This window comes from Mucilaginibacter sp. Bleaf8 (assembly GCF_018390515.1).
In the GTDB taxonomy this organism is placed as follows: domain Bacteria; phylum Bacteroidota; class Bacteroidia; order Sphingobacteriales; family Sphingobacteriaceae; genus Mucilaginibacter.
This window is the reverse complement of the sequence record NZ_JAHBBK010000002.1, coordinates 697877-715497: the sequence shown is the minus strand read 5'-3', so window position 1 is coordinate 715497 and position 17621 is coordinate 697877. Positions and strand designations below refer to the sequence as shown.

Here is a 17621-nt window from a genome sequence, read left to right as displayed (position 1 = left end):
ATGGCCGCAGAAAACAAACCCCTGACACCCATCAACTACGTGCCTTACATCACCGAGTACAGCTGGTGGCGAAGTAAAAGCGGCCAGCGCATTTTTGTAATCGTCCGCATCGTGCACGAGTTTGCGGATGAGGCCTGCAAAGAGCCGCCAATACCAACGCTCCTGCATGTGCTGGAACGATTTACACAAGACCCGGAGATAACAACCTGGGAAACATTCGTCCGACATATTGAAGCTGGTGAAATGATCAAACTCAAATCCGAAACTAATCAATCTACATAAAATGGAAAATCAATTTGCAAAATTATTTGAATTCGAAACGGGTCAGCTCCTGGTTATTATGGACTATGATGCTCAGGAAGACAGAGACCAGATTTGTGTGAGAACCTTCAGAAATGGAATTACCATGGAAACGAAGGTCAGTTTTCCGGAAGGAGAATCCTGTCAGAAAGACTTCGATGCCTTCGATGCCTTAAAGGCGCGAGAGTCTTTTGATGGAATGCAAAGAATGTTACGCAAATAATTCTATGTGTCCAATGAGAAAAAAAGAAGACTGGATGCGATACGGAGCTGAGGTTTTAGCATTAGGCAAGCCAGGTAAGATCACATTCTTTCAAGTTAGCTCCGTCAGCGGAATGGAGTACGTCTATTACATCCATGTTAAATTGGATGGAGAAAAGAAAAGCGAAGTGTACCACCCGTCTGATGTAGAGCAACACCCATTACAGCCAGCATCATGAAAATAGAGTTTAGAAAATTTGGTAACGAATGGGAAAGAAACCTTTTCCTTACCGAAGTGGAAGGTGTCAGCCGTTTCCTGGCCAAAATAACTTTCACCTACGAAGATCACCAGTACTGGCTTGTGGTAACCACCCCCGATCTGATTATCGACCAACCAAATATTTTCGTTGATGGCTATGGCCCAAGCTGCGCAGCCCTAAGCTGGATACTGAGAAAAAAGTACTGGCAAAAGATCAAGGAGGCATTCAGCTTCTATCAGCAACAAATAGATTTTTTAGAAACCGGTCAAAGGCCCATCGACTTTGATGGCCTGGAGACACAAACTTTTCCAAGTGAATAACCAAACAGACCTGCAAAAATTCGTCCGCCTGTTCCAGGAGGATAAATACAAAATTTTTACCGGTAAAATAGAATACCGCGTATCAAACCTTGACACCGGTATAGCTGAAGCTAAACGGCTTATCTCGGTTCACAAATTAAAACTGGCCGTTAGATCAAGCGGCCAGCTTGCAACTTATAAAGCATTTGAAGTTCACGAGTCGGCTGATCAGGAGGCAGCAGCTGCATGACGCTAATTAAAAAGCAATTGGCCGGCCCTGTGGAAGCTGCACAGTTGAAAGCGTTGGGCTGTCTTCAGATCGGTACCTGGTTCTATGAGAACGACCAAGATAAACCCTATCAGTGGCATCCTAAAATTACGCCAATCACTGAAGGTAGAGCGATAGCTTACACTGCTACTGAGCTTGGCATCATGCTACCACTCGCCTTTTACACCGGTAGGTTTATGACGAAAGCTGTCGCTGGAAATGAACCCCACGAGATTTGGGTGTGCTACTCATACAATACACCCGCGGGAAGTATAGAAGTTGCGGCTCACTCAGAAGCTGCAGCTCGTGCCGGAGTCATCGTCCTAATGCTAAGTCACAACATTATTAACGTTAACGAAGTAAATATCCGGCTGGAGGCGGCTTTCGTATGAATACAGATTTAACCCAGCGTACTGCCTTGGCGCACGAATTTGCCAAAATCTGCCCAATGATCTTTCCGGAAGTGTTTGTTAAAACTACGCTTACGGTCGAGCGTGCGCAGTACCTGGTTGACTATTATGGTGCAATTAAACGCAAAGATTTTGCTACAGCGTATGCGATCGGACTGGAATCCCCACGCGATCTGGAAACACTTGAAATAGAAAAAAAAGCAGCTGAGCAGGAGGCGGCAGTAGCATGATTGAGGCATTTCCACTACAATGGCCAGTTGGGTACGCCCGGACGAGATCACATAAAAGATCCCCTTTTAAAGTAGCTTCTCTTGACCTGGTTCGTAAGGCTGTAATGAACGAGATCAAATTGCTCGGCGGTACCCGGCCAGTTATTTCTACGAATATACCTGTACGGCTGGATGGCCAGTTATATGCTACGCTGCGCCCAGTAAATAAGGATCACGGTGTGGCGGTATATTTCATCTGGAACAATAAGCAAAGGGTGATTGCATGCGATAGCTATCCAAAAATTGAAGACAATTTACGCGCGATTGAGCTGACTATTGAGGGGATCCGCCGTCCCGAACGCTACGGCATTGCGGACGCAATCAACAGCGCTTTTGAGCGTTTTAAATTGATTGGCTCTGGAGATCACACTCCGGCACCGGTTGAAACTTGGTGGAGAACACTTGAAGTGAGCCCCGATGCAAGCCTGGAGACAATAACAAAAGCGTTTCATGCGCTTGCCAAGTTATATCACCCGGACATGCGGCCATTAGGCAATAAGGAGAAATTTCAGAGGATTAAAGCTGCTTATGACGAAGCTATCAAAAGTAAATTGAATTAAGAGCCGGCGTAAAGCCGGCTTTGATTGTTCATGGCCATTGACTTAAACTCAAAATGGTTTTTGAAATGGGTTGTACATCGGATCGTCCTGATGAGAATTGCCATATTTGTAGAAGTAATCTGTAGTTAATTCAATGGCCTGCAAATAATAAGATGGATGGTTAAGCATCCTTCGTCTAAGTTCCCGGTGAATCACGATATTGTCCCTAAAGTCTAAACCGCTTTCAGGCCAATTATTAGCCTCGAAGATGATATCCAGCAAAATTTGAATATCATCAAGTGTTAGATGTTCGCCTATATAACGCCAACCAAAAGCTGTGGTCGGAACTAATGAACCGAGTTTTTTGCCCATGCAAGCAATTGCATAGCCCCCACCGCCAAATTCGTTGGAATTTAGTGTTACAGGAAAGCGCTTATCGCCAAGGGCATAAACGCTATTGATAAACGTAACCACGAATGATTAGTTTATTTTGTTTTCCCGTAGCTTATGCTCCTGGTCAATCCGTTTGGCTTCATCAACGTCTACTTTACCATTAAGAAGTAGAAGAGTGCCCGGCATACAGTTAGTTTCATCTAATTCGTCAAACATTATTTCTTTGCTGTCCATATCTTTGTTTTTAACAAAGATATACTAAATTTATTAGCAATGTCAAGTACTAATATTATCCCCATAGTGCCAACTCTGGGTACTCTACAACACACTGAATATCCGGCACATCGGTAATAGCCTTTTTGCTTGAGAATGCTTTGGTGATCGTATGCGCTTCCATTAACTCGTCATCATAGGGCAGCATCAGGTCGTTAATCTCTTCTTTAAGTAGCGTTTGATCTAGCCACTTTCTTTCCAGCTCCGGGCGGAGGATCACCGGCATGCGCTGTTTCGTGTTGTGAATCTTTGACATCAGCTTATTGGCCGCCGTAGTGATGATCGAATAGGTTTTGATCACCTCACCCGTTTGCTCATCCTTCCAGTGCGAGTAAATGCCGGCAAAGGCGAACGGCTTACGCTCCTTCAGGTAAACGAAGTGCGGATACGTTTCTTTACCCGCGTGCATCCATTCATACAACCCATCTGCTAGCACCAGGCAACGCTTTTTGGTAATGTATTGCTTATAAGATGGCTTCTGGTGTATCTCTTCACCAATAGCATTCAACGTTAGGTTACTTATCTTGATAGCATCCTCACGCGTTTTCATGAAGTGCGGGATTAATCCCCACCGGTAGAGCTGTATGGTTTTCGGCTCATCAGCCGTGATCACCGGCATGGCGCGGTGCTGAAAGCCGTTATTATGGTATACCGGCTCAATTTTAGTTCCTTCTTCCAGTTCAGCTTTAAAACGCTCTTTTAGCGCTTGCTTGCTGCGGGTCTGTGAGTAATGGTAACACATAGCTATTCGAAGTGATCATTAATTTTTAAGCCGATGCTGTAAACTGTATCTTCATCCAGGGTACCGGAATTTTGTTCCCACTCGTTAGATTCGTTCATAGCCAATTCTGCAACTAACCGGCCATCAAACTTTACGCCATAGCCGCTTTCACCAGGTTCAATCCGGCAGCTTACCATATTGCCCTCGTAGTAAAGCGGGTACTCGAATGAAAGATCATCCCACTCGCCATTAAACTTTTTTCTTGACTCCATATTTAAGCTTCAATAATTAATGAACCTGTATTACCCATGCGCGTTCGTGACTTTGCGAAGCATAGGAACAACGCACACAATTCAGCTGATCACATCAGCTGAATACCTTTATCTTCTTCCCACCACCGCAAAATCCGCTTTTTCACATTTTTACGAGAGAGAGGGGTACTTCGAAAATTTTTTGAGCGAGCAACAAAATTATATTCTGTAAAAATACATTTTTTAAATTTCCCTAAAAAAGCGTTACAACTGTTACAACACTATAACTTTTCTTTATGTAGAAAAAATAATAAACCTGAAAGTGAGGAGAATAGAAGAAAACAAAAAAGTGTAACAATTTGTAACAACAGGATTTTAAACGTTACAATGTGTTACAAAGTGTTACAGCTGTTACAACAACGTTACAAACTCAAAAAGCTAACAATCAATAGGTTACATAGACATGTAACACTGTAACAGTTGTAACAGTTAAAATGACTTTTATTTCAGTTTTTGAATTTGATACAATTTAAGCACGTGATGCCTCCAGAGAAACGACAACACAAAATACTACCTGCGGACTACCATCGTTATTTACTTGTCGGCGTTTTAGCGCTATCTTTGTAAATATGTCAGCTGCTTTTTACCTGGTACACCACGAAACTGAAACGCTAATCGCAAGCCCAGCCCTGGGCATCCGGATTCGGGTTTATGACTTGGCTTCAGAAGACTATCAGCCAACTCCGGGAAAGATGGATTTCTACGGTAAGAGCGAAAATGCATCGTTTGCATTTGAAACACAGTATAGTGATGGGTACCAACTGGAATCGATCACCGAGGCTCTGCAATGGTACGCTGCATACAGGCAATGCATCGACATGACATTCTCGTTAATGGATCCGCGCAAAAATTTACCGTTAAGTGTTTAACCACCTGTTAAGAAGTTCTGTCGTATAGCGCTCGGTACCAGTTGTCTATCTTCGGGGAAATAAGTAATTTTATACACCCCTAATTGATTATGATTCTGGAGATTAAGATACCTGTCCTGCCGGTGGTCAAAGCCTATTTACGTCATAAATATCCGGTGGAGCCGTTTGAGCTTTATCGTAACAATAAATACGGTATCTTCTTATTTAACTCACTTACGTTACTTCGACCAGTGGTTGGCAAGGTAGAATTTCATGAAAAGTATTCTGAAACGCTCCGTTTGCAGATTACTGAAAGGATATGGGGGCGCCAGGGCCTGCACATCCACCCAAAGAAAGTTATCGACTTCAACAATTTGGTGCTTTATACCCTGGATGAAGATTTTTGCAACTGGATGGATGTGTGCAGCACTATGGTTGGCGGCAAAATTCAGGATCATTACTTTGCCTTCCGCGAAAACTATGGACTGCATGAAGACTTGTTTACCTTAAAATGTATGGAGAAGAAGTACGAGCGTTACCGCAAGCGGGTAAAAATGGCGCTATCAGCATGATTTAAAAAAAAGTTCTGACTTTTCAGTCGGAAACTTTTTAGCCTGATTTTAAAAAAACTTTTGACTTTTCGGTCGGAAATTTTTCAGCCCCATTTTTACGGGCTAATACGCCCATTTTCATTTTAAACTTTCGCGCCTCATCTCAGCTTTACAACATGATTACCGACTTTCCATCCATTGAACGCGCTTACCTGCCCGGCCTGGTTAGCTTTGCTTTTATTCCCTCACAATATATCCAGACGCTGCCACCGGTTAGCCAGGGCACCATCACCCAGTTGGTAAAGCTCCGGAGCGCTGACCGCTTTTTAAACGGCCTTTCGGTTATCAGGAAGCTAAGTTTCGACGAAGAAGGCGCAACGGATGATAACGGTACCATCTACAATTGGAAGGTCACCGGCTTCTACCCTGGCGATGATCCGGCAGCGGCTGCGCTGTTTGCCGAGATGGAAGCTGATCACATTCGGCACCTGGTGATAGCAAAAGATCATGCTGGCCGTCGCCGGCTTATTGGCTACAATGCTCCGCTCACTTTCACTGCTGTTTTCAACTCCGGTATCGAACCAGGTGATGCCATTGGCTACACTTTCACATTTACAGGTCGCGGAAAACAGCGCGCACCGCTGTACAAGGCCTGATTTCTGTCGTTTCCGGGGCTAATGCGCTGCTGTATCATTGCAGCAAATGAATAGTGAGTTTCACTTAATATCCGCCATTCTTCGTAACGCCTGGTTGCTTGATGCACAGTGGGCAAAGGACAATATTTCCATCTGGGCGAATGTACTGGAAGGAAAATCTGTCAATTTCGGGCAGGCTCCAAAGCCATCCCCCGATTACCGTGTCAGTGTGATCACTGCCGGTACGCTCTTCGCTCCTTCTTATTTTTCCGGTTTCGAAAAAGCGCCCAAGGGCAGTTTTGCTAAGATCGATCTGATCGGCCCGCTAATGAAATATGGCTATTGTAGCTCCGGATCATACGAGCTAACGCAACTTGTTCAGGAGGCGAAAGCGAATGACAACATTCGCGGTCTTTTTATCGAAATGGATTGCCCTGGTGGTCAGGTATCCGGTACCTCTTCCCTGGCCGACGCCATAAATGATTTCGGTAAACCCTCATTGGCTTTTGTAAATGACGGCCTGATGTGCAGCGGTGGTGTTTGGACCGGCTTGGCAGCTGACGAGGTATATGCTTCACATGAGCTGAATACGATCGGTGGTATTGGTGTATATCAAACCATTCAGGATCACTCCGAGCGCCTGAAAGCAATGGGCATCAAAGTCATTGACCGTTACGCACCGGAAAGCACCGAGAAAAATAAAACTTATCGTGATGCTATGAAAGGCAATTACGACTTGCTTGATGAGAGCCTGAGCGCTGTTGCCCAAACATTTATCCAAAAAGTAACCGACTACCGTGGCGACCGGCTCCAGGGAAAACCGTCCGCATGGAACAAAGGGCAGGACGGTTCGGCCAGCTGGGCGCAAGAGATAGGCCTCATTGACGGTATTCTCTCCTACAGCGCAGCCTTTGCGCGACTGGAGGAAATGGCTGATGGCGCCGACAGCAAACGCAAATCATCTTCTTCATCATTTTCCGCACATAACCCTGATTTAAATATAAACATGAAATTTCCAAAACTATTTGCCCTGGCTGGCAAGACTGCAGCGAGCCAGGATGAGTTAGCAGCTGTTAACGCAGAGCTGACAGAGGCAGGCATCACGGCATTTGGCGTGCATCCGGAATCAGTTGTAACCGATGCAGCCGAAGCTACACAGGCTAACGCTAAATTAACAACTGACCTTGCTACAGCTAACAGCACCATCGGCACATTGACAGCAGAAAATACTGCTTTAAAAGCTAAGGTCGCTGAAGCGCCGGCAGCGGCAGCGCCGGTGGTACCTCCTGCCGATCCAAAGGTTGAAAAGACCGAGGCGGAGAAAGAGCAGGCTACCATTGCCGGCTTTGCGCATAACCAATTCATTAATTCATTTTTCGGAGGACGATAAAAATGGCATATCCTAAAATAAATATTGACCAAATTATTGCTGAGTTCGGCGCCCAATACCGTCAGGGCGGCATCGGCCAGCAGAACCTGCAAACTGCTATCTTCCAGCCGGAAGAAACCCGCAGCCTATTTACACCGTGGCCTACAGAGGATACGATAGTTTACAAAGCAACCGCAAGCATCAAGCGTGTGTTACAAGCTTTCCAGAAAAGCTTCACGCCAATTGGTGATGTGAAGTTCGAACTGGAGTCAATCGCTCTCGACCGCGTGAAAATTGACGAATACATCGAACCCGATGATATCATGCCAACCTTCCTGGGCTTTTTGGCCGGCATGGGGCCGGTTGACCGTACCCAGTGGGGCATCGTGCGTTACATGATCGAAGAGCTGATCGTGAAGCAGTACAAACAAGATCTCGAAATTTCCGAAATCTTCAAGGGTGTTAAAGGTCCGATAATAGAAGGTACGCCTAACCTGGAAGGTACCTCGATTAACGGTGTCCGTAAAAAATTACGTGATGGCCATACTGCCGGCAAGACCAACATGATCACAATGGGTACGCCTCCAGTTGATCCGGTTGAATTTGTGGAGTACGTGGAAGACTTCATAAAGCAAATTCCTGAGCTGTATCGCTTCCGGATGGACGGCTTGACCATGAATAAAACGTTGCGTGCACGCTTCAAGGAAGGTATGCGTTTGAAATACAACGTCAACTATGCCCAGGTATCATCCCTGTTGACCGTATTGGATGCTGAAAACATTGCCATCAATGGCGTTGCTTCAATGGCCGGCAGCAACATGATGTACGCCACATTCAAGGCCAACACCGCTGCGCCTGAGAAATGGGGTGCTAACCAGCAAACGTTTGATATGCAAAAGTTTGATCGTGGTGTTAAGCTGCTTAGCGACTGGTGGGTAGGTATCGGCTTCTGGTACCTTGGCTGGGTATGGCATAACGATCAGGACTTAGTTTAATCGTAATCCTTCACAACAATCTACAATTCATAAATATCAATCGTCCCGGGAGACCGGGACATTTCTAATATCAAAAAATGGCAACTGAAGAAACTTTAGAACAAAAAATAGCGCGACTGGAGCAAGAGAAACAGGCGCTTACTACGACCAACGCTACCTTAAAGAACCAGGTAACTAACCTTAGCAGCGACAAAGTCGCCTTACAAGCCGAAAATTCGGTTTTAAAAACAAAGTTCGATGACCTGATGACATCCTCCCAGGAAGAAATAGGAAACCTAAGCATTGAACTGAGCAAGGCAAAAACCATTGCTGATAAAGCCGAGCCGACTATCACCGTTGATAAAAAAGAATATGCGGTGATCGGTCAAAAGTTCATCTATCGCCGCAAAGGTGAAGTTGAATCCAAAGAAATCACCGTAGCGGAGCTGTTAAAAGACAAACCGCTGCAGGCCGAGCTGGTCAAAGCCGGTGTTGGCTTCCTGATACCGAAAAAGTAAATGACCCCTATCCCCTAATTAAATAACTAACCGAGTTTTTAAAAGCATTGATTAACACTCACATGAAATTTCAAAGCATTCTATTTTTTCTGGCCAGTGTAGCACTGGCACTATTTGCGGGTGCATTCGTCGGCAACATATGCTTAAACGTAATGGCGCTTTCGCAGATCACTACCAACGCCGTAACCGCCCTGGTGATGTTCGTTGTATTTATCTCTGGCTATGCAAGTGATAACTTGCCACAAGGCCTTTTCTTCATGGCGCTTTCGGCAAAGAATATCAAGCGGAACGCTAACCCAAAAAACTTAGGCGGCCTCGCACAGGAGCATTACTACGCGTTTGTTGAAGATATCAAAACTTGGCCTGCAGGTTTGAATCCGGACTTTCTTACTGCCGAAAGCTTTGCCGATCTCGTTACCATTGCAGCTGACGATCTATTCGTGATGCAGCCCGGAAAATTCTTTCACACTTTCCCTTGTTTATTGGAAGGTGGTCAGGTTAAGTCAACCCGTGTCGGCCCGATCGGCTCGGCAGGATACGAGCAAGGCGCTACCTTTTCCAATCCGGATAATGAAGACGACTTGAAAGGGCACATCGTTTACATTGGCAACAAACCTGTAATCATCATTGCTCGTGAACTGAAAGGTACGCTTAAGGTAATTGGCAACAAAGAATGCCCGGCTTATGTTGAAATGCACGAGATCCAAAACGGCGAGAAAGTAGCAGACGGTAACAGCCAGAAGCACGGGTTCAAAGCTTATGGCAGCATTCCATCACCAACTTATTTGGGTGCTATACCGGTAGAGCCGCCGCCAGCGGCTGGTGCTTAACTGATGGTTTTACCTTAACTGTTTAACATGGCTAACACACCCGATCAGCAACTGCCTAAAGCGGTTGCTGATAAATATGACCTGAAGATACTGAGCGTTGGCACCTATGATCTGCCGGGTATCGGCGTGGTTGACCTGAGCAAGGTTGATCTCAAGACTGCCGGCAAGATTGCTAAAAAGACCCCTTACTTGGTGGCTAAACCTGCCCCCATTAAAAGCAAGACAACCGCAGCATAATTCGTATCTTAGCTGTATAATTCTAAAAAACTTGTGATAAGGTTTAAGTTGAAATAAATCCCTGGCGCAAGGCCGGGGATTTTTGTTTAACAGAATCGACACGAGTTTTGGGTTTCGGAAGCACTTTGCGTTTCACTTTTGCTGTGTCAACCTTTTTAATTATGTTTTCGATCTTGAATTTATTCTCAAAATATTCAAGCTTTTCCTCCTTCAAGATTACGGGTTTTGTTAACGAGAATTTATAAATGGCTAGTGTCGAATCTAACGTATGGTTCACGGTATCGACTCTCTTACAGATCATAAAATCTCCATAAACCCTTATTAAAGCATATTTCACAGAATCTTTAAAAACTGGAAAGGTCGTCTTTTTTGCAGCTTCTCCATCACCTAATACAATGCAAAATACAACAGGTAAAATAAATACGAATCCAAGGAATAAATAATCGTCTATTGTGAGACGTGAATTAGTGTCTTTTGGGGCTTCTGCTTGTACATTTTTGTCACGTTCACCTGTTTGTTGGTTTTCAAGTCCCCCAGAGCCTAATTCTTCCACAACTTGACCATCGTCTTTAATATTGTTGTTTTCAATTGTTCGGATATTCAGCCTTTTGCTTTTCTTTTTTACAACAATTAAAACGATCAAGATAACTATCGTGAGCACAATAACTGCGTAGGTAATTATTCTTGCAATAAAGTTGGGTACTGGAAAGGTTGTGTACGACAGCGCTGCAACTACCCAAAAAGCTGCAATCAAATAAGTAAGATAATTGGTTACTGGAGATATTTTCGTCCACCTTCTAAGCGCAATTCGAATATATTTGAATAGAAAAATTGAAATCACCAAAACACCCAACGTTCTTGAACTATCTGTAATGACCGTGTTCAAATCAATCTTTATAAATTCCGTTGGCACATCGAGCGTCTTTAGATAAGCGGCTTCATACTCATACGTACCGATATATACGTAAGCAGAAAATATTGCCAGCAAGAGCGAAGTATGATCTTTAATAAAATTCAGTATTCTATTCATGCTTAAAAATAATGATATTAGACCATTCAGTATAACAAACTTGGCCTTTTGTTCTAAGAAAAATACTTTCTATCTTTCATCTCCAAAACAATTCAACTTATAATGAAAGCCCTTATCGCAATGGTGGCCTTGGCTGCTACCACCTTTATTTCGCATGGCCCGGAGCGGCCAGCTAGTAAGCTCATGTTTGCTACCTGTAGCGGTACTAAAAGCTGCAAAGCCTGTAAAAATTGTAAATACTGTAAGAACTGCACCAAGAATGGCGGTACTTGTGGCGTTTGTAAAAAATAAACGCAAACAGCATGCTTCTTCCTAAAGCCATCCTATTCGATAAATTATATCTAACTTCCTAAGCACACAATTTATATATGGAAAATAGTCCATGGATTGATAATAATTCAATCATAATTAGCTTCTACAACCACCTTAAGAATCCTTTAAATAATCGCATTCTATTTTCGGCCCCTTTTGGCAGTGGAAAGTCAACTTTCCTTGACGAATTTTTTAACCACCAATCTAACACCTTTCTGGTACTTAAATTGAATCCAGTAAATTATTCAGTCGCCACAAATGAAGACATATTCGAGCTAATCAAATTCGATATTATAACACAAATTTTGGAGCAATGGGGCAATGAGCTTGATTTGCGGAGGAATGATTTCTCAGCATTATGGGTCATAAAAAGTTTTGCAACATCGAAGTTGGACTACCTTAGAATTGCTAAGGCCGCCTTAAAAGCAATAGTACCAAACGGAGAAAATCTAGTAGACTTTTTTGAAACACTCGAAGCAACCGGTGATGACTTTTTAAAGTTTAAGAAGGAAATCAACGATACAGACGCATCCAAGTTCAAAGAGTATCTAAAATCGTTTCAAAACAACCAAGGATCTATCTATGAACGTGATGAGTTCACAATCTTAATAAATAAATTTGTCGCTGAATTAAAAGAGCAACATCCAACTAAGCAATTTGTACTCGTGGTGGATGATTTAGATAGACTAGATCCTGAGCATCTCTTCCGTCTTTTTAACATTTTCTCCTCGCACTACAATAACGACTATAGCCAAAATAAATTTGGCTTAGATAAGGTTGTTTTTGTATGCGACATCAATAATATACATAACATTTTCCATAATCGCTATGGACAAAACGTTGAATTTTCAGGCTATATAGATAAATTTTACTCAACAGAGATCTATCACTTTGATAACAAATTGTTTCTTCAGAACCTCCTATACGGTTTTGTGAAAGAAAAGTACAGAGGTATGCCAAGGCCATATCATAAAGAATATGCGCTTGCATCAAGGTCTGAATTTTATCTAGCTTTTGAATTTTTTATTGTTAATTTAATTGATCTTGGCCTCATAAAAGTCCGAAGCTTTAACCATCTCTTGTTTTATGGTTTACCGAACTACACATTCACAGTTGCGGAACGAAAACTCCATCATGCTGGTGACTATGAATTTCTGGTCTTAATATACTTATTAAAACAGCTATTCGGCAGCCTGATTCTTTTAGAGAGTGCTTTAAAAGTCATTCAAGAAAGATTTGACCATCGGAGAACTATCGACTATTACCAATCTAGAGGACAAGAAGAATTTACTGAAAGGTATATTTTGTCAATCTCTCTACCTTTCGTCGTAGAAGAATCTCGAATTTCAGACACCCGAGGCGTCACCTTAGAGCAACAGAATTTTCCATATGAATCGCTTAATGGACGGAGCCTCGAACTCAAATATTTCATTGACCGACCAAAAATGAACAGTGAAATTTTGAAGTTTCACTTCGAAGATGCCTATGGTGGCGCACCACCTTACAAAAAGACCAGAGTGAATCCTTTTGAGATTTTCTATATTGGGTATCTTCGATGCAAACGTCTTAATTATTTAAGAGAATCTGCCTCTCCTTTCCCGGAGGAACATTTGATTGAATAGTTTTTGAATTCCAAAAACTTTTAGGACCTTCGCATCGCTCACATCCTTTTTTACCTTACCCGCGCTGGCTCAGCTATGACTCAACTCATGGCAAGGGGCTGGCGGAAATATATTGAATACTGCCAACCAGCGCGGGTAAAACTGTGATGTGAGCAATCCCTTGCTTAATTATACAATGGAAGAGTCACTCACCCCGGAGCAAATCAAACTGATAAACATTTTCGAGAAATTCTACCAAAAGCCGGTAAGCACTGAAACGGAGCTACTTTATACAACCGCACAGATATTTACGCGCCTACAATCACTATATGCATCCGACAAATACACGACTGAAGATGTGTACCAGGTATTAACTTACCTCAAATACGAATGGATAGATTCTGTTACACATCAGTGCATCATTTGGTGCATTCAGGAACGGCAAATTTAGTGTCGTTTTTCTAGCAATTGCCATGCGTCATTTTTGACCTATGGCAATTGCAACTATTACCCAATGGTTAGCCGCCCCGGTCAAAAATTATACAATTGGCCTGGCGCTCTACAACCAACATGGGGACAATCCCCTACTTAAAACCGTACTCCAGCACGGTGATTCTGAATATCACCTCAACCGCCTCACCGAGGCGCTCGAACAGCTTAACCATAAGCTGCAGCCTGAACCGGTTGAACAACCGGAGGCCAGAGCAGCAGCCGTATTTATCCCGGCACTGGAAACCATACCGGTACCTCCTCAGCGCCATGCCCTGGCTGATTCCGAATTTTCCAGATCACCCGAACCCATAAAGCAACTGTACACCCAAAACAGCCGTCTAAAAACCCGTGCCGACTTTTTGTACCTGCAGGTGCGCAGCGCCCCCACGCCTGCCGCTCGGTTGGAGCTTGCCCTAGCTCAGCTCGATGACCGGTCACAGATCAACGAGAACTGGAAGGAGATCAAAGAGTATCACGTTACCGGTAAGATTAAGGATGACATCAAGGAAGAGCAAGAAAAGCAAGTAAGCGATCTATCGGTCACGGAACTGATTGCACTCAATAAGAACCTGCCTACCTACATCACCAAGGATAAAAAAAAGCTGACCGCGCTTAAATCCGGTACCACGAAGTACGATAAGACTTTCATGCGCCTCCAGGAAAACACCATCAAACTCAAATTAGTAAAAGAAAGGTTAGCCCATGTCTAAGCGAAATTCACGCCCGGTTAAAATACCGGCAAGCTGGTTCAATGATTATAAGCGAATGAAAAGCCAGCTCGATTATGAACGGGAATACATGCAAGTCCCGATAGCTGAAGAACAAATCGTCTACATTGACCCGGCTACCAACGAAATGACCATCTTTCGGAAAGGGGGTAAACCGTGAAGGCTTTATTTTCCACAGCCGATCTAATCACACCGCAAAAGGCCGAGCAGCTGCAACCGAAAAAGGAAGCAGAGGCAATTGCCTTTTCTACTGAGCCGGTATTTGAGAGAGGCCCTGATCTGGAGGCGATCCGCGCCACCATTGGCGAGCTGCAGCCCGGCCAGTCCGTCTGCTTTAAAACCGATGGGGCATGGAGCAACTATTATTTACTTGAGTATATCCTGCAACTCACCGGGCCTGCCGAGGTCTGCTTCACCACCTGGGCAATCAGTGAAATTGCGATAACTAAGTTTTTGTCGTGGCAGGCCTCCGGACTCATTACCGAGCTGCATGCGGTAATTGACGTGGGCCTGCGCAATAAAAAGCCGGCAATATATCACCGTGCAGCGGCTACGTTTACCAATCTCAAGTTTGCCCATTGCCATGCCAAGGCAACCGTCATTACCAACGGGAGCCACCACATTACGCTGATCGGGTCGGCCAACTACACCAAGAACCCGCGTAAAGAGGTGGGCGTGATCATCTGGGATAAAAACATTGCCCTGGCTAACCAGCGCTGGATAAAGGAGGTAACCAATGGAGCAGCCTAACCTGTCGGCTGAGCAGCTGGCCGAGATTGAGAATTTCGCCTACCTGTATATGTCCAAAAGAGAAATTGCCCTGGTGATTGGCCTGTCCGATCCTACGGTATTAGGCGATGATGATCATGAAGCCGGCATTGCATTCTTAAAGGGGCGCATCAGGCGCAAGGCCCAGTACCACCGCAACATCACTTCCCTATCCGATCAGCTCTCCTCACCGGCACAGGCCATTGAAGCTAAGCTGGCGGAACAAACCTTTTTAAATGATTCCAAATCATGAACCTGATTGAAAAAGACACCAACAAAGACGCGATCATCGCTTATCTACGCACGGAAGATGAGGATATGGACGCGCTTACAACAAAGCAGAAATCACTGCTGAAATACTACATGCGGGCGTATGATCTTATCCGCTCCTACAACTCCACGCCTGACGTAATTAAGATCCTGGTTAAACTTTCCGTTGAACTGGAGGAGCCGATCAGCAAATCTACAGCCAGGCGCTACGTAAATGACGCGCAGGATGTATTCGGCTTCATTTCCAAAACTAAAGCCGAGGCTATTACGCATTACTGCTCCGAGGTACTGAAAGATGCCATCGGCATGGCCTGGCGCCAGAACAATCCGGACAGCATGACCAAAGCAGCCAAAGAGCTGCATGCTATTGCCGGTAAGGACGTAGAGCAGCCGTTCAATGCCGAGATGATTGAACAGCACATCATCGAAATGAACCTGGATGATACGGCTCAAAATGCGGTGAAGCAGCTGGCCGCGCATGGCAATATTGATCTGGATGCGATCACCGGCAACCTCATGAACGCAATGGCTGAAGACGCACAAATAGTACATGATGAAGAATAGAGCCAGCCTGCCAAGAAAGAAAATTACCCGAAACCTGATGCAGTACCTAGTACGGACTGCGAAGCAACCTGTTAAAGTTGTAGAGGGAGGCCGTGGTGTTGGAAAGTCTACCGTTTTGGCTGATGAGATTGTAGATGTGGTGCATGATATGCCACAGTCTACCAACTTCTTACAAGGTGCCACCTTCCAACAAATATTAACCCGTACCCTGCCGTCAACTATCGAATCCCTGCGCACGTTGGGGTACGAAAAAGACATCCATTACAAGGTGTGCTGCAAGCCGGATAAGAAGCTGAGATGGAAAGAAGCTTTCGAGCCGCCGCTGGATTATGGCCGGGCTATTCCCTTTTACAATGGCTCCGTTTACCTGCTATTGAGCCAGGATACCAACTCCCGCGGTTTGAACACCTGCTCCGGTATTGCCGATGAGTTTGCCCTGCTCGACCCGGTACAGTTCCAGGCGGAAACGCTGGCCACCATCCGAGGCCAGAAGCATCGGTTTGAAAAATGTCGCCGGTACCGGAACCAAACCTACACCTCATCCATCCCGCGCACACAGCTGGGCAAGTTCATGTACAAGTACCAGGAAGAAGCGCAGGTCAGCCCGGAGAAAGTGTTCTACGTCCGTGCCAGCTCCCATATAAACAAGGCTAATCTGCCGGCAGGCTGGTTCGAGGACCAGAAGCGGATCATGACCAAGTATGAGTACGATATCGAGATCAACAACATACGGCCTAAAGCTTTGGGTGGTGGTTTCTATCCGCTGTTCAACGAACAGATGCATACCTATACGGCCTACAACAATGATTACCTGGCAGGCCTGTTGGATAATGACGGTACCTACAACGTCAACACCTTCAATAACCTCGATTGCAGGCAGGATAAAGACTGGTACCCGAATGCACCACTGGACATCGCGCTGGACTACGGTAAGTTCAATTGTATCGTGACCGGGCAGGAAACAATGAACATCTTCAGATTTATTTCTGCCTTTTCGGTCGAAAGCCCAAAGCTTACGGAAGACCTGGTTAATCAGTGGTGTGATTACTATGAATTCCACGTGGATAAGACGGTTACCTACTGGTATGATCAGACCGCTGTTGGCCGTGATGGCCGTACCCCGAAGACTTATGCCGAGATCGTGGTGGAGACACTGGATAAGCGGGGATGGACGGTGTATGAGGAGTACTATGGTGCAGCACCAACGCACGTGGATAAGTACAACTTTTGGAACATCGCACTGCGTAACAATGATCCATCGCTGCCACACTTTGCATGGAACAAGAACAATGCGAAGTACCTGATCGAATCCATCAACAACGCCGCCGCTAAGGATGGCCTGAAGGGTATCGAAAAGGTGAAGACGGACGAGAAGAACCCGCACCTCGATCAGCGCTACACCACCCACTTCTCCGATGCCGGTGACATGCTGGCTTACTTCAAATACGCACACAATCTCTCCAGCTCCGGCCTCTGGCTACCCAGCCATTTACTCAAATCCAAATAAGCAATTGCCTCTTTTCACGAAGGGGCATTTTCATTTGCAAGGGCACCACCTTAGCATGAGGGGCACACCTGCAACCCATTAGAAGCGTTTTAAGCCCCTATAAGCGACCCTGCTCTATACCTATCGCCCAACCCCTCCGCGCG

General features: G+C 44.9%; 29 protein-coding genes. 24 read left to right on the top strand and 5 right to left on the bottom strand.

The window, feature by feature from the left end; all coding sequences use genetic code 11:
* The 8 genes from KHS38_RS11940 to KHS38_RS11905 all read left to right on the top strand — a co-directional run bounded on the left by KHS38_RS11940 (position 1) and on the right by KHS38_RS11905 (position 2567).
* A complete protein-coding gene (locus KHS38_RS11940; protein WP_213488776.1) occupies positions 1 to 282 on the top strand; it encodes a hypothetical protein in 282 nt (93 codons plus the stop codon).
* A 1-nt stretch (position 283) separates the two neighbouring features.
* Complete coding sequence (locus KHS38_RS11935) at positions 284 to 523, top strand: hypothetical protein (RefSeq protein ID WP_213488775.1); 240 nt, start codon at positions 284 to 286, stop codon at positions 521 to 523.
* Positions 524 to 557: 34 nt separating this feature from the next.
* On the top strand, positions 558 to 740 hold the full coding sequence (locus tag KHS38_RS11930) for a hypothetical protein (protein WP_213488774.1): 183 nt from the start codon (positions 558 to 560) through the stop codon (positions 738 to 740).
* The gene (locus tag KHS38_RS11925; protein ID WP_213488773.1) at positions 737 to 1081 is read left to right on the top strand and encodes a hypothetical protein; all 345 of its coding nucleotides are present in this window, start codon (positions 737 to 739) and stop codon (positions 1079 to 1081) included. The genes KHS38_RS11930 and KHS38_RS11925 overlap by 4 nt, the downstream gene beginning before the upstream one ends.
* Positions 1074 to 1310: a hypothetical protein gene (locus KHS38_RS11920; protein WP_213488772.1), complete on the top strand. Its 237-nt coding sequence runs from the start codon at positions 1074 to 1076 to the stop codon at positions 1308 to 1310. The genes KHS38_RS11925 and KHS38_RS11920 overlap by 8 nt, the downstream gene beginning before the upstream one ends.
* Positions 1307 to 1720 (top strand): hypothetical protein, encoded by a 414-nt coding sequence (locus tag KHS38_RS11915; protein WP_213488771.1) that lies wholly within the window; start codon positions 1307 to 1309, stop codon positions 1718 to 1720. Before KHS38_RS11920 ends, KHS38_RS11915 begins: the two co-directional genes overlap by 4 nt.
* Complete coding sequence (locus KHS38_RS11910) at positions 1717 to 1968, top strand: hypothetical protein (RefSeq protein WP_213488770.1); 252 nt, start codon at positions 1717 to 1719, stop codon at positions 1966 to 1968. Before KHS38_RS11915 ends, KHS38_RS11910 begins: the two co-directional genes overlap by 4 nt.
* A gap of 104 nt (positions 1969 to 2072) precedes the next feature.
* Positions 2073 to 2567 carry a J domain-containing protein gene (locus tag KHS38_RS11905; protein ID WP_213488769.1) on the top strand — a complete coding sequence of 165 codons (495 nt, stop codon included), beginning with the start codon at positions 2073 to 2075 and terminating at the stop codon, positions 2565 to 2567.
* 48 nt (positions 2568 to 2615) lie between these two features.
* Here KHS38_RS11905 and KHS38_RS11900 read toward each other — a convergent pair whose 3' ends face one another.
* Genes KHS38_RS11900 through KHS38_RS11885 form a run of 4 tightly spaced genes read right to left on the bottom strand, consistent with a single transcriptional unit; the run spans position 2616 to position 4205 of the window.
* A complete protein-coding gene (locus tag KHS38_RS11900; protein WP_213488768.1) occupies positions 2616 to 3020 on the bottom strand; it encodes a hypothetical protein in 405 nt (134 codons plus the stop codon).
* A gap of 6 nt (positions 3021 to 3026) precedes the next feature.
* A complete protein-coding gene (locus tag KHS38_RS11895; protein ID WP_213488767.1) occupies positions 3027 to 3173 on the bottom strand; it encodes a hypothetical protein in 147 nt (48 codons plus the stop codon).
* Positions 3174 to 3228: 55 nt separating this feature from the next.
* Positions 3229 to 3954: an SOS response-associated peptidase gene (locus KHS38_RS11890; protein WP_213488766.1), complete on the bottom strand. Its 726-nt coding sequence runs from the start codon at positions 3952 to 3954 to the stop codon at positions 3229 to 3231.
* Between the two features lie 2 nt (positions 3955 to 3956).
* The gene (locus KHS38_RS11885; RefSeq protein WP_213488765.1) at positions 3957 to 4205 is read right to left on the bottom strand and encodes a hypothetical protein; all 249 of its coding nucleotides are present in this window, start codon (positions 4203 to 4205) and stop codon (positions 3957 to 3959) included.
* Positions 4206 to 4813: 608 nt separating this feature from the next.
* Between KHS38_RS11885 and KHS38_RS11880 the strand changes: the two genes are divergently transcribed.
* The 8 genes from KHS38_RS11880 to KHS38_RS11845 all read left to right on the top strand — a co-directional run bounded on the left by KHS38_RS11880 (position 4814) and on the right by KHS38_RS11845 (position 10206).
* Positions 4814 to 5113: a hypothetical protein gene (locus tag KHS38_RS11880; RefSeq protein ID WP_213488764.1), complete on the top strand. Its 300-nt coding sequence runs from the start codon at positions 4814 to 4816 to the stop codon at positions 5111 to 5113.
* Between the two features lie 89 nt (positions 5114 to 5202).
* Positions 5203 to 5664, top strand: a complete 462-nt coding sequence (locus tag KHS38_RS11875) for a hypothetical protein (RefSeq protein WP_213488763.1) — start codon at positions 5203 to 5205, stop codon at positions 5662 to 5664.
* Positions 5665 to 5819: 155 nt separating this feature from the next.
* Positions 5820 to 6299 carry a hypothetical protein gene (locus tag KHS38_RS11870; protein ID WP_213488762.1) on the top strand — a complete coding sequence of 160 codons (480 nt, stop codon included), beginning with the start codon at positions 5820 to 5822 and terminating at the stop codon, positions 6297 to 6299.
* Positions 6300 to 6345: 46 nt separating this feature from the next.
* Positions 6346 to 7668 carry a S49 family peptidase gene (locus KHS38_RS11865; RefSeq protein WP_213488761.1) on the top strand — a complete coding sequence of 441 codons (1323 nt, stop codon included), beginning with the start codon at positions 6346 to 6348 and terminating at the stop codon, positions 7666 to 7668.
* 2 nt (positions 7669 to 7670) lie between these two features.
* On the top strand, positions 7671 to 8642 hold the full coding sequence (locus KHS38_RS11860; protein WP_213488760.1) for a hypothetical protein: 972 nt from the start codon (positions 7671 to 7673) through the stop codon (positions 8640 to 8642).
* A gap of 77 nt (positions 8643 to 8719) precedes the next feature.
* Positions 8720 to 9139 (top strand): hypothetical protein, encoded by a 420-nt coding sequence (locus KHS38_RS11855; protein ID WP_213488759.1) that lies wholly within the window; start codon positions 8720 to 8722, stop codon positions 9137 to 9139.
* Between the two features lie 62 nt (positions 9140 to 9201).
* Positions 9202 to 9969, top strand: a complete 768-nt coding sequence (locus tag KHS38_RS11850) for a hypothetical protein (RefSeq protein WP_213488758.1) — start codon at positions 9202 to 9204, stop codon at positions 9967 to 9969.
* Between the two features lie 27 nt (positions 9970 to 9996).
* Positions 9997 to 10206 carry a hypothetical protein gene (locus KHS38_RS11845; protein WP_213488757.1) on the top strand — a complete coding sequence of 70 codons (210 nt, stop codon included), beginning with the start codon at positions 9997 to 9999 and terminating at the stop codon, positions 10204 to 10206.
* Positions 10207 to 10249: 43 nt separating this feature from the next.
* Here KHS38_RS11845 and KHS38_RS11840 read toward each other — a convergent pair whose 3' ends face one another.
* A complete protein-coding gene (locus KHS38_RS11840; protein WP_213488756.1) occupies positions 10250 to 11236 on the bottom strand; it encodes a hypothetical protein in 987 nt (328 codons plus the stop codon).
* A gap of 368 nt (positions 11237 to 11604) precedes the next feature.
* Between KHS38_RS11840 and KHS38_RS11835 the strand changes: the two genes are divergently transcribed.
* The 8 genes from KHS38_RS11835 to KHS38_RS11800 all read left to right on the top strand — a co-directional run bounded on the left by KHS38_RS11835 (position 11605) and on the right by KHS38_RS11800 (position 17478).
* Positions 11605 to 13170, top strand: coding sequence for a P-loop NTPase fold protein (locus tag KHS38_RS11835; RefSeq protein WP_213488755.1), 1566 nt, complete (start codon positions 11605 to 11607; stop codon positions 13168 to 13170).
* 175 nt (positions 13171 to 13345) lie between these two features.
* Positions 13346 to 13600, top strand: a complete 255-nt coding sequence (locus KHS38_RS11830) for a hypothetical protein (protein ID WP_213488754.1) — start codon at positions 13346 to 13348, stop codon at positions 13598 to 13600.
* A gap of 40 nt (positions 13601 to 13640) precedes the next feature.
* Complete coding sequence (locus KHS38_RS11825; protein ID WP_213488753.1) at positions 13641 to 14351, top strand: hypothetical protein; 711 nt, start codon at positions 13641 to 13643, stop codon at positions 14349 to 14351.
* Positions 14344 to 14529 (top strand): hypothetical protein, encoded by a 186-nt coding sequence (locus KHS38_RS11820; protein ID WP_213488752.1) that lies wholly within the window; start codon positions 14344 to 14346, stop codon positions 14527 to 14529. The genes KHS38_RS11825 and KHS38_RS11820 overlap by 8 nt, the downstream gene beginning before the upstream one ends.
* Positions 14526 to 15119 carry a phospholipase D-like domain-containing protein gene (locus tag KHS38_RS11815; protein WP_213488751.1) on the top strand — a complete coding sequence of 198 codons (594 nt, stop codon included), beginning with the start codon at positions 14526 to 14528 and terminating at the stop codon, positions 15117 to 15119. The genes KHS38_RS11820 and KHS38_RS11815 overlap by 4 nt, the downstream gene beginning before the upstream one ends.
* A complete protein-coding gene (locus KHS38_RS11810) occupies positions 15106 to 15390 on the top strand; it encodes a hypothetical protein (RefSeq protein WP_213488750.1) in 285 nt (94 codons plus the stop codon). The genes KHS38_RS11815 and KHS38_RS11810 overlap by 14 nt, the downstream gene beginning before the upstream one ends.
* Complete coding sequence (locus KHS38_RS11805; protein WP_213488749.1) at positions 15387 to 15971, top strand: hypothetical protein; 585 nt, start codon at positions 15387 to 15389, stop codon at positions 15969 to 15971. Before KHS38_RS11810 ends, KHS38_RS11805 begins: the two co-directional genes overlap by 4 nt.
* Positions 15958 to 17478, top strand: coding sequence for a hypothetical protein (locus tag KHS38_RS11800; protein WP_213488748.1), 1521 nt, complete (start codon positions 15958 to 15960; stop codon positions 17476 to 17478). The genes KHS38_RS11805 and KHS38_RS11800 overlap by 14 nt, the downstream gene beginning before the upstream one ends.
* The last annotated feature ends 143 nt before the right edge of the window (positions 17479 to 17621 follow it).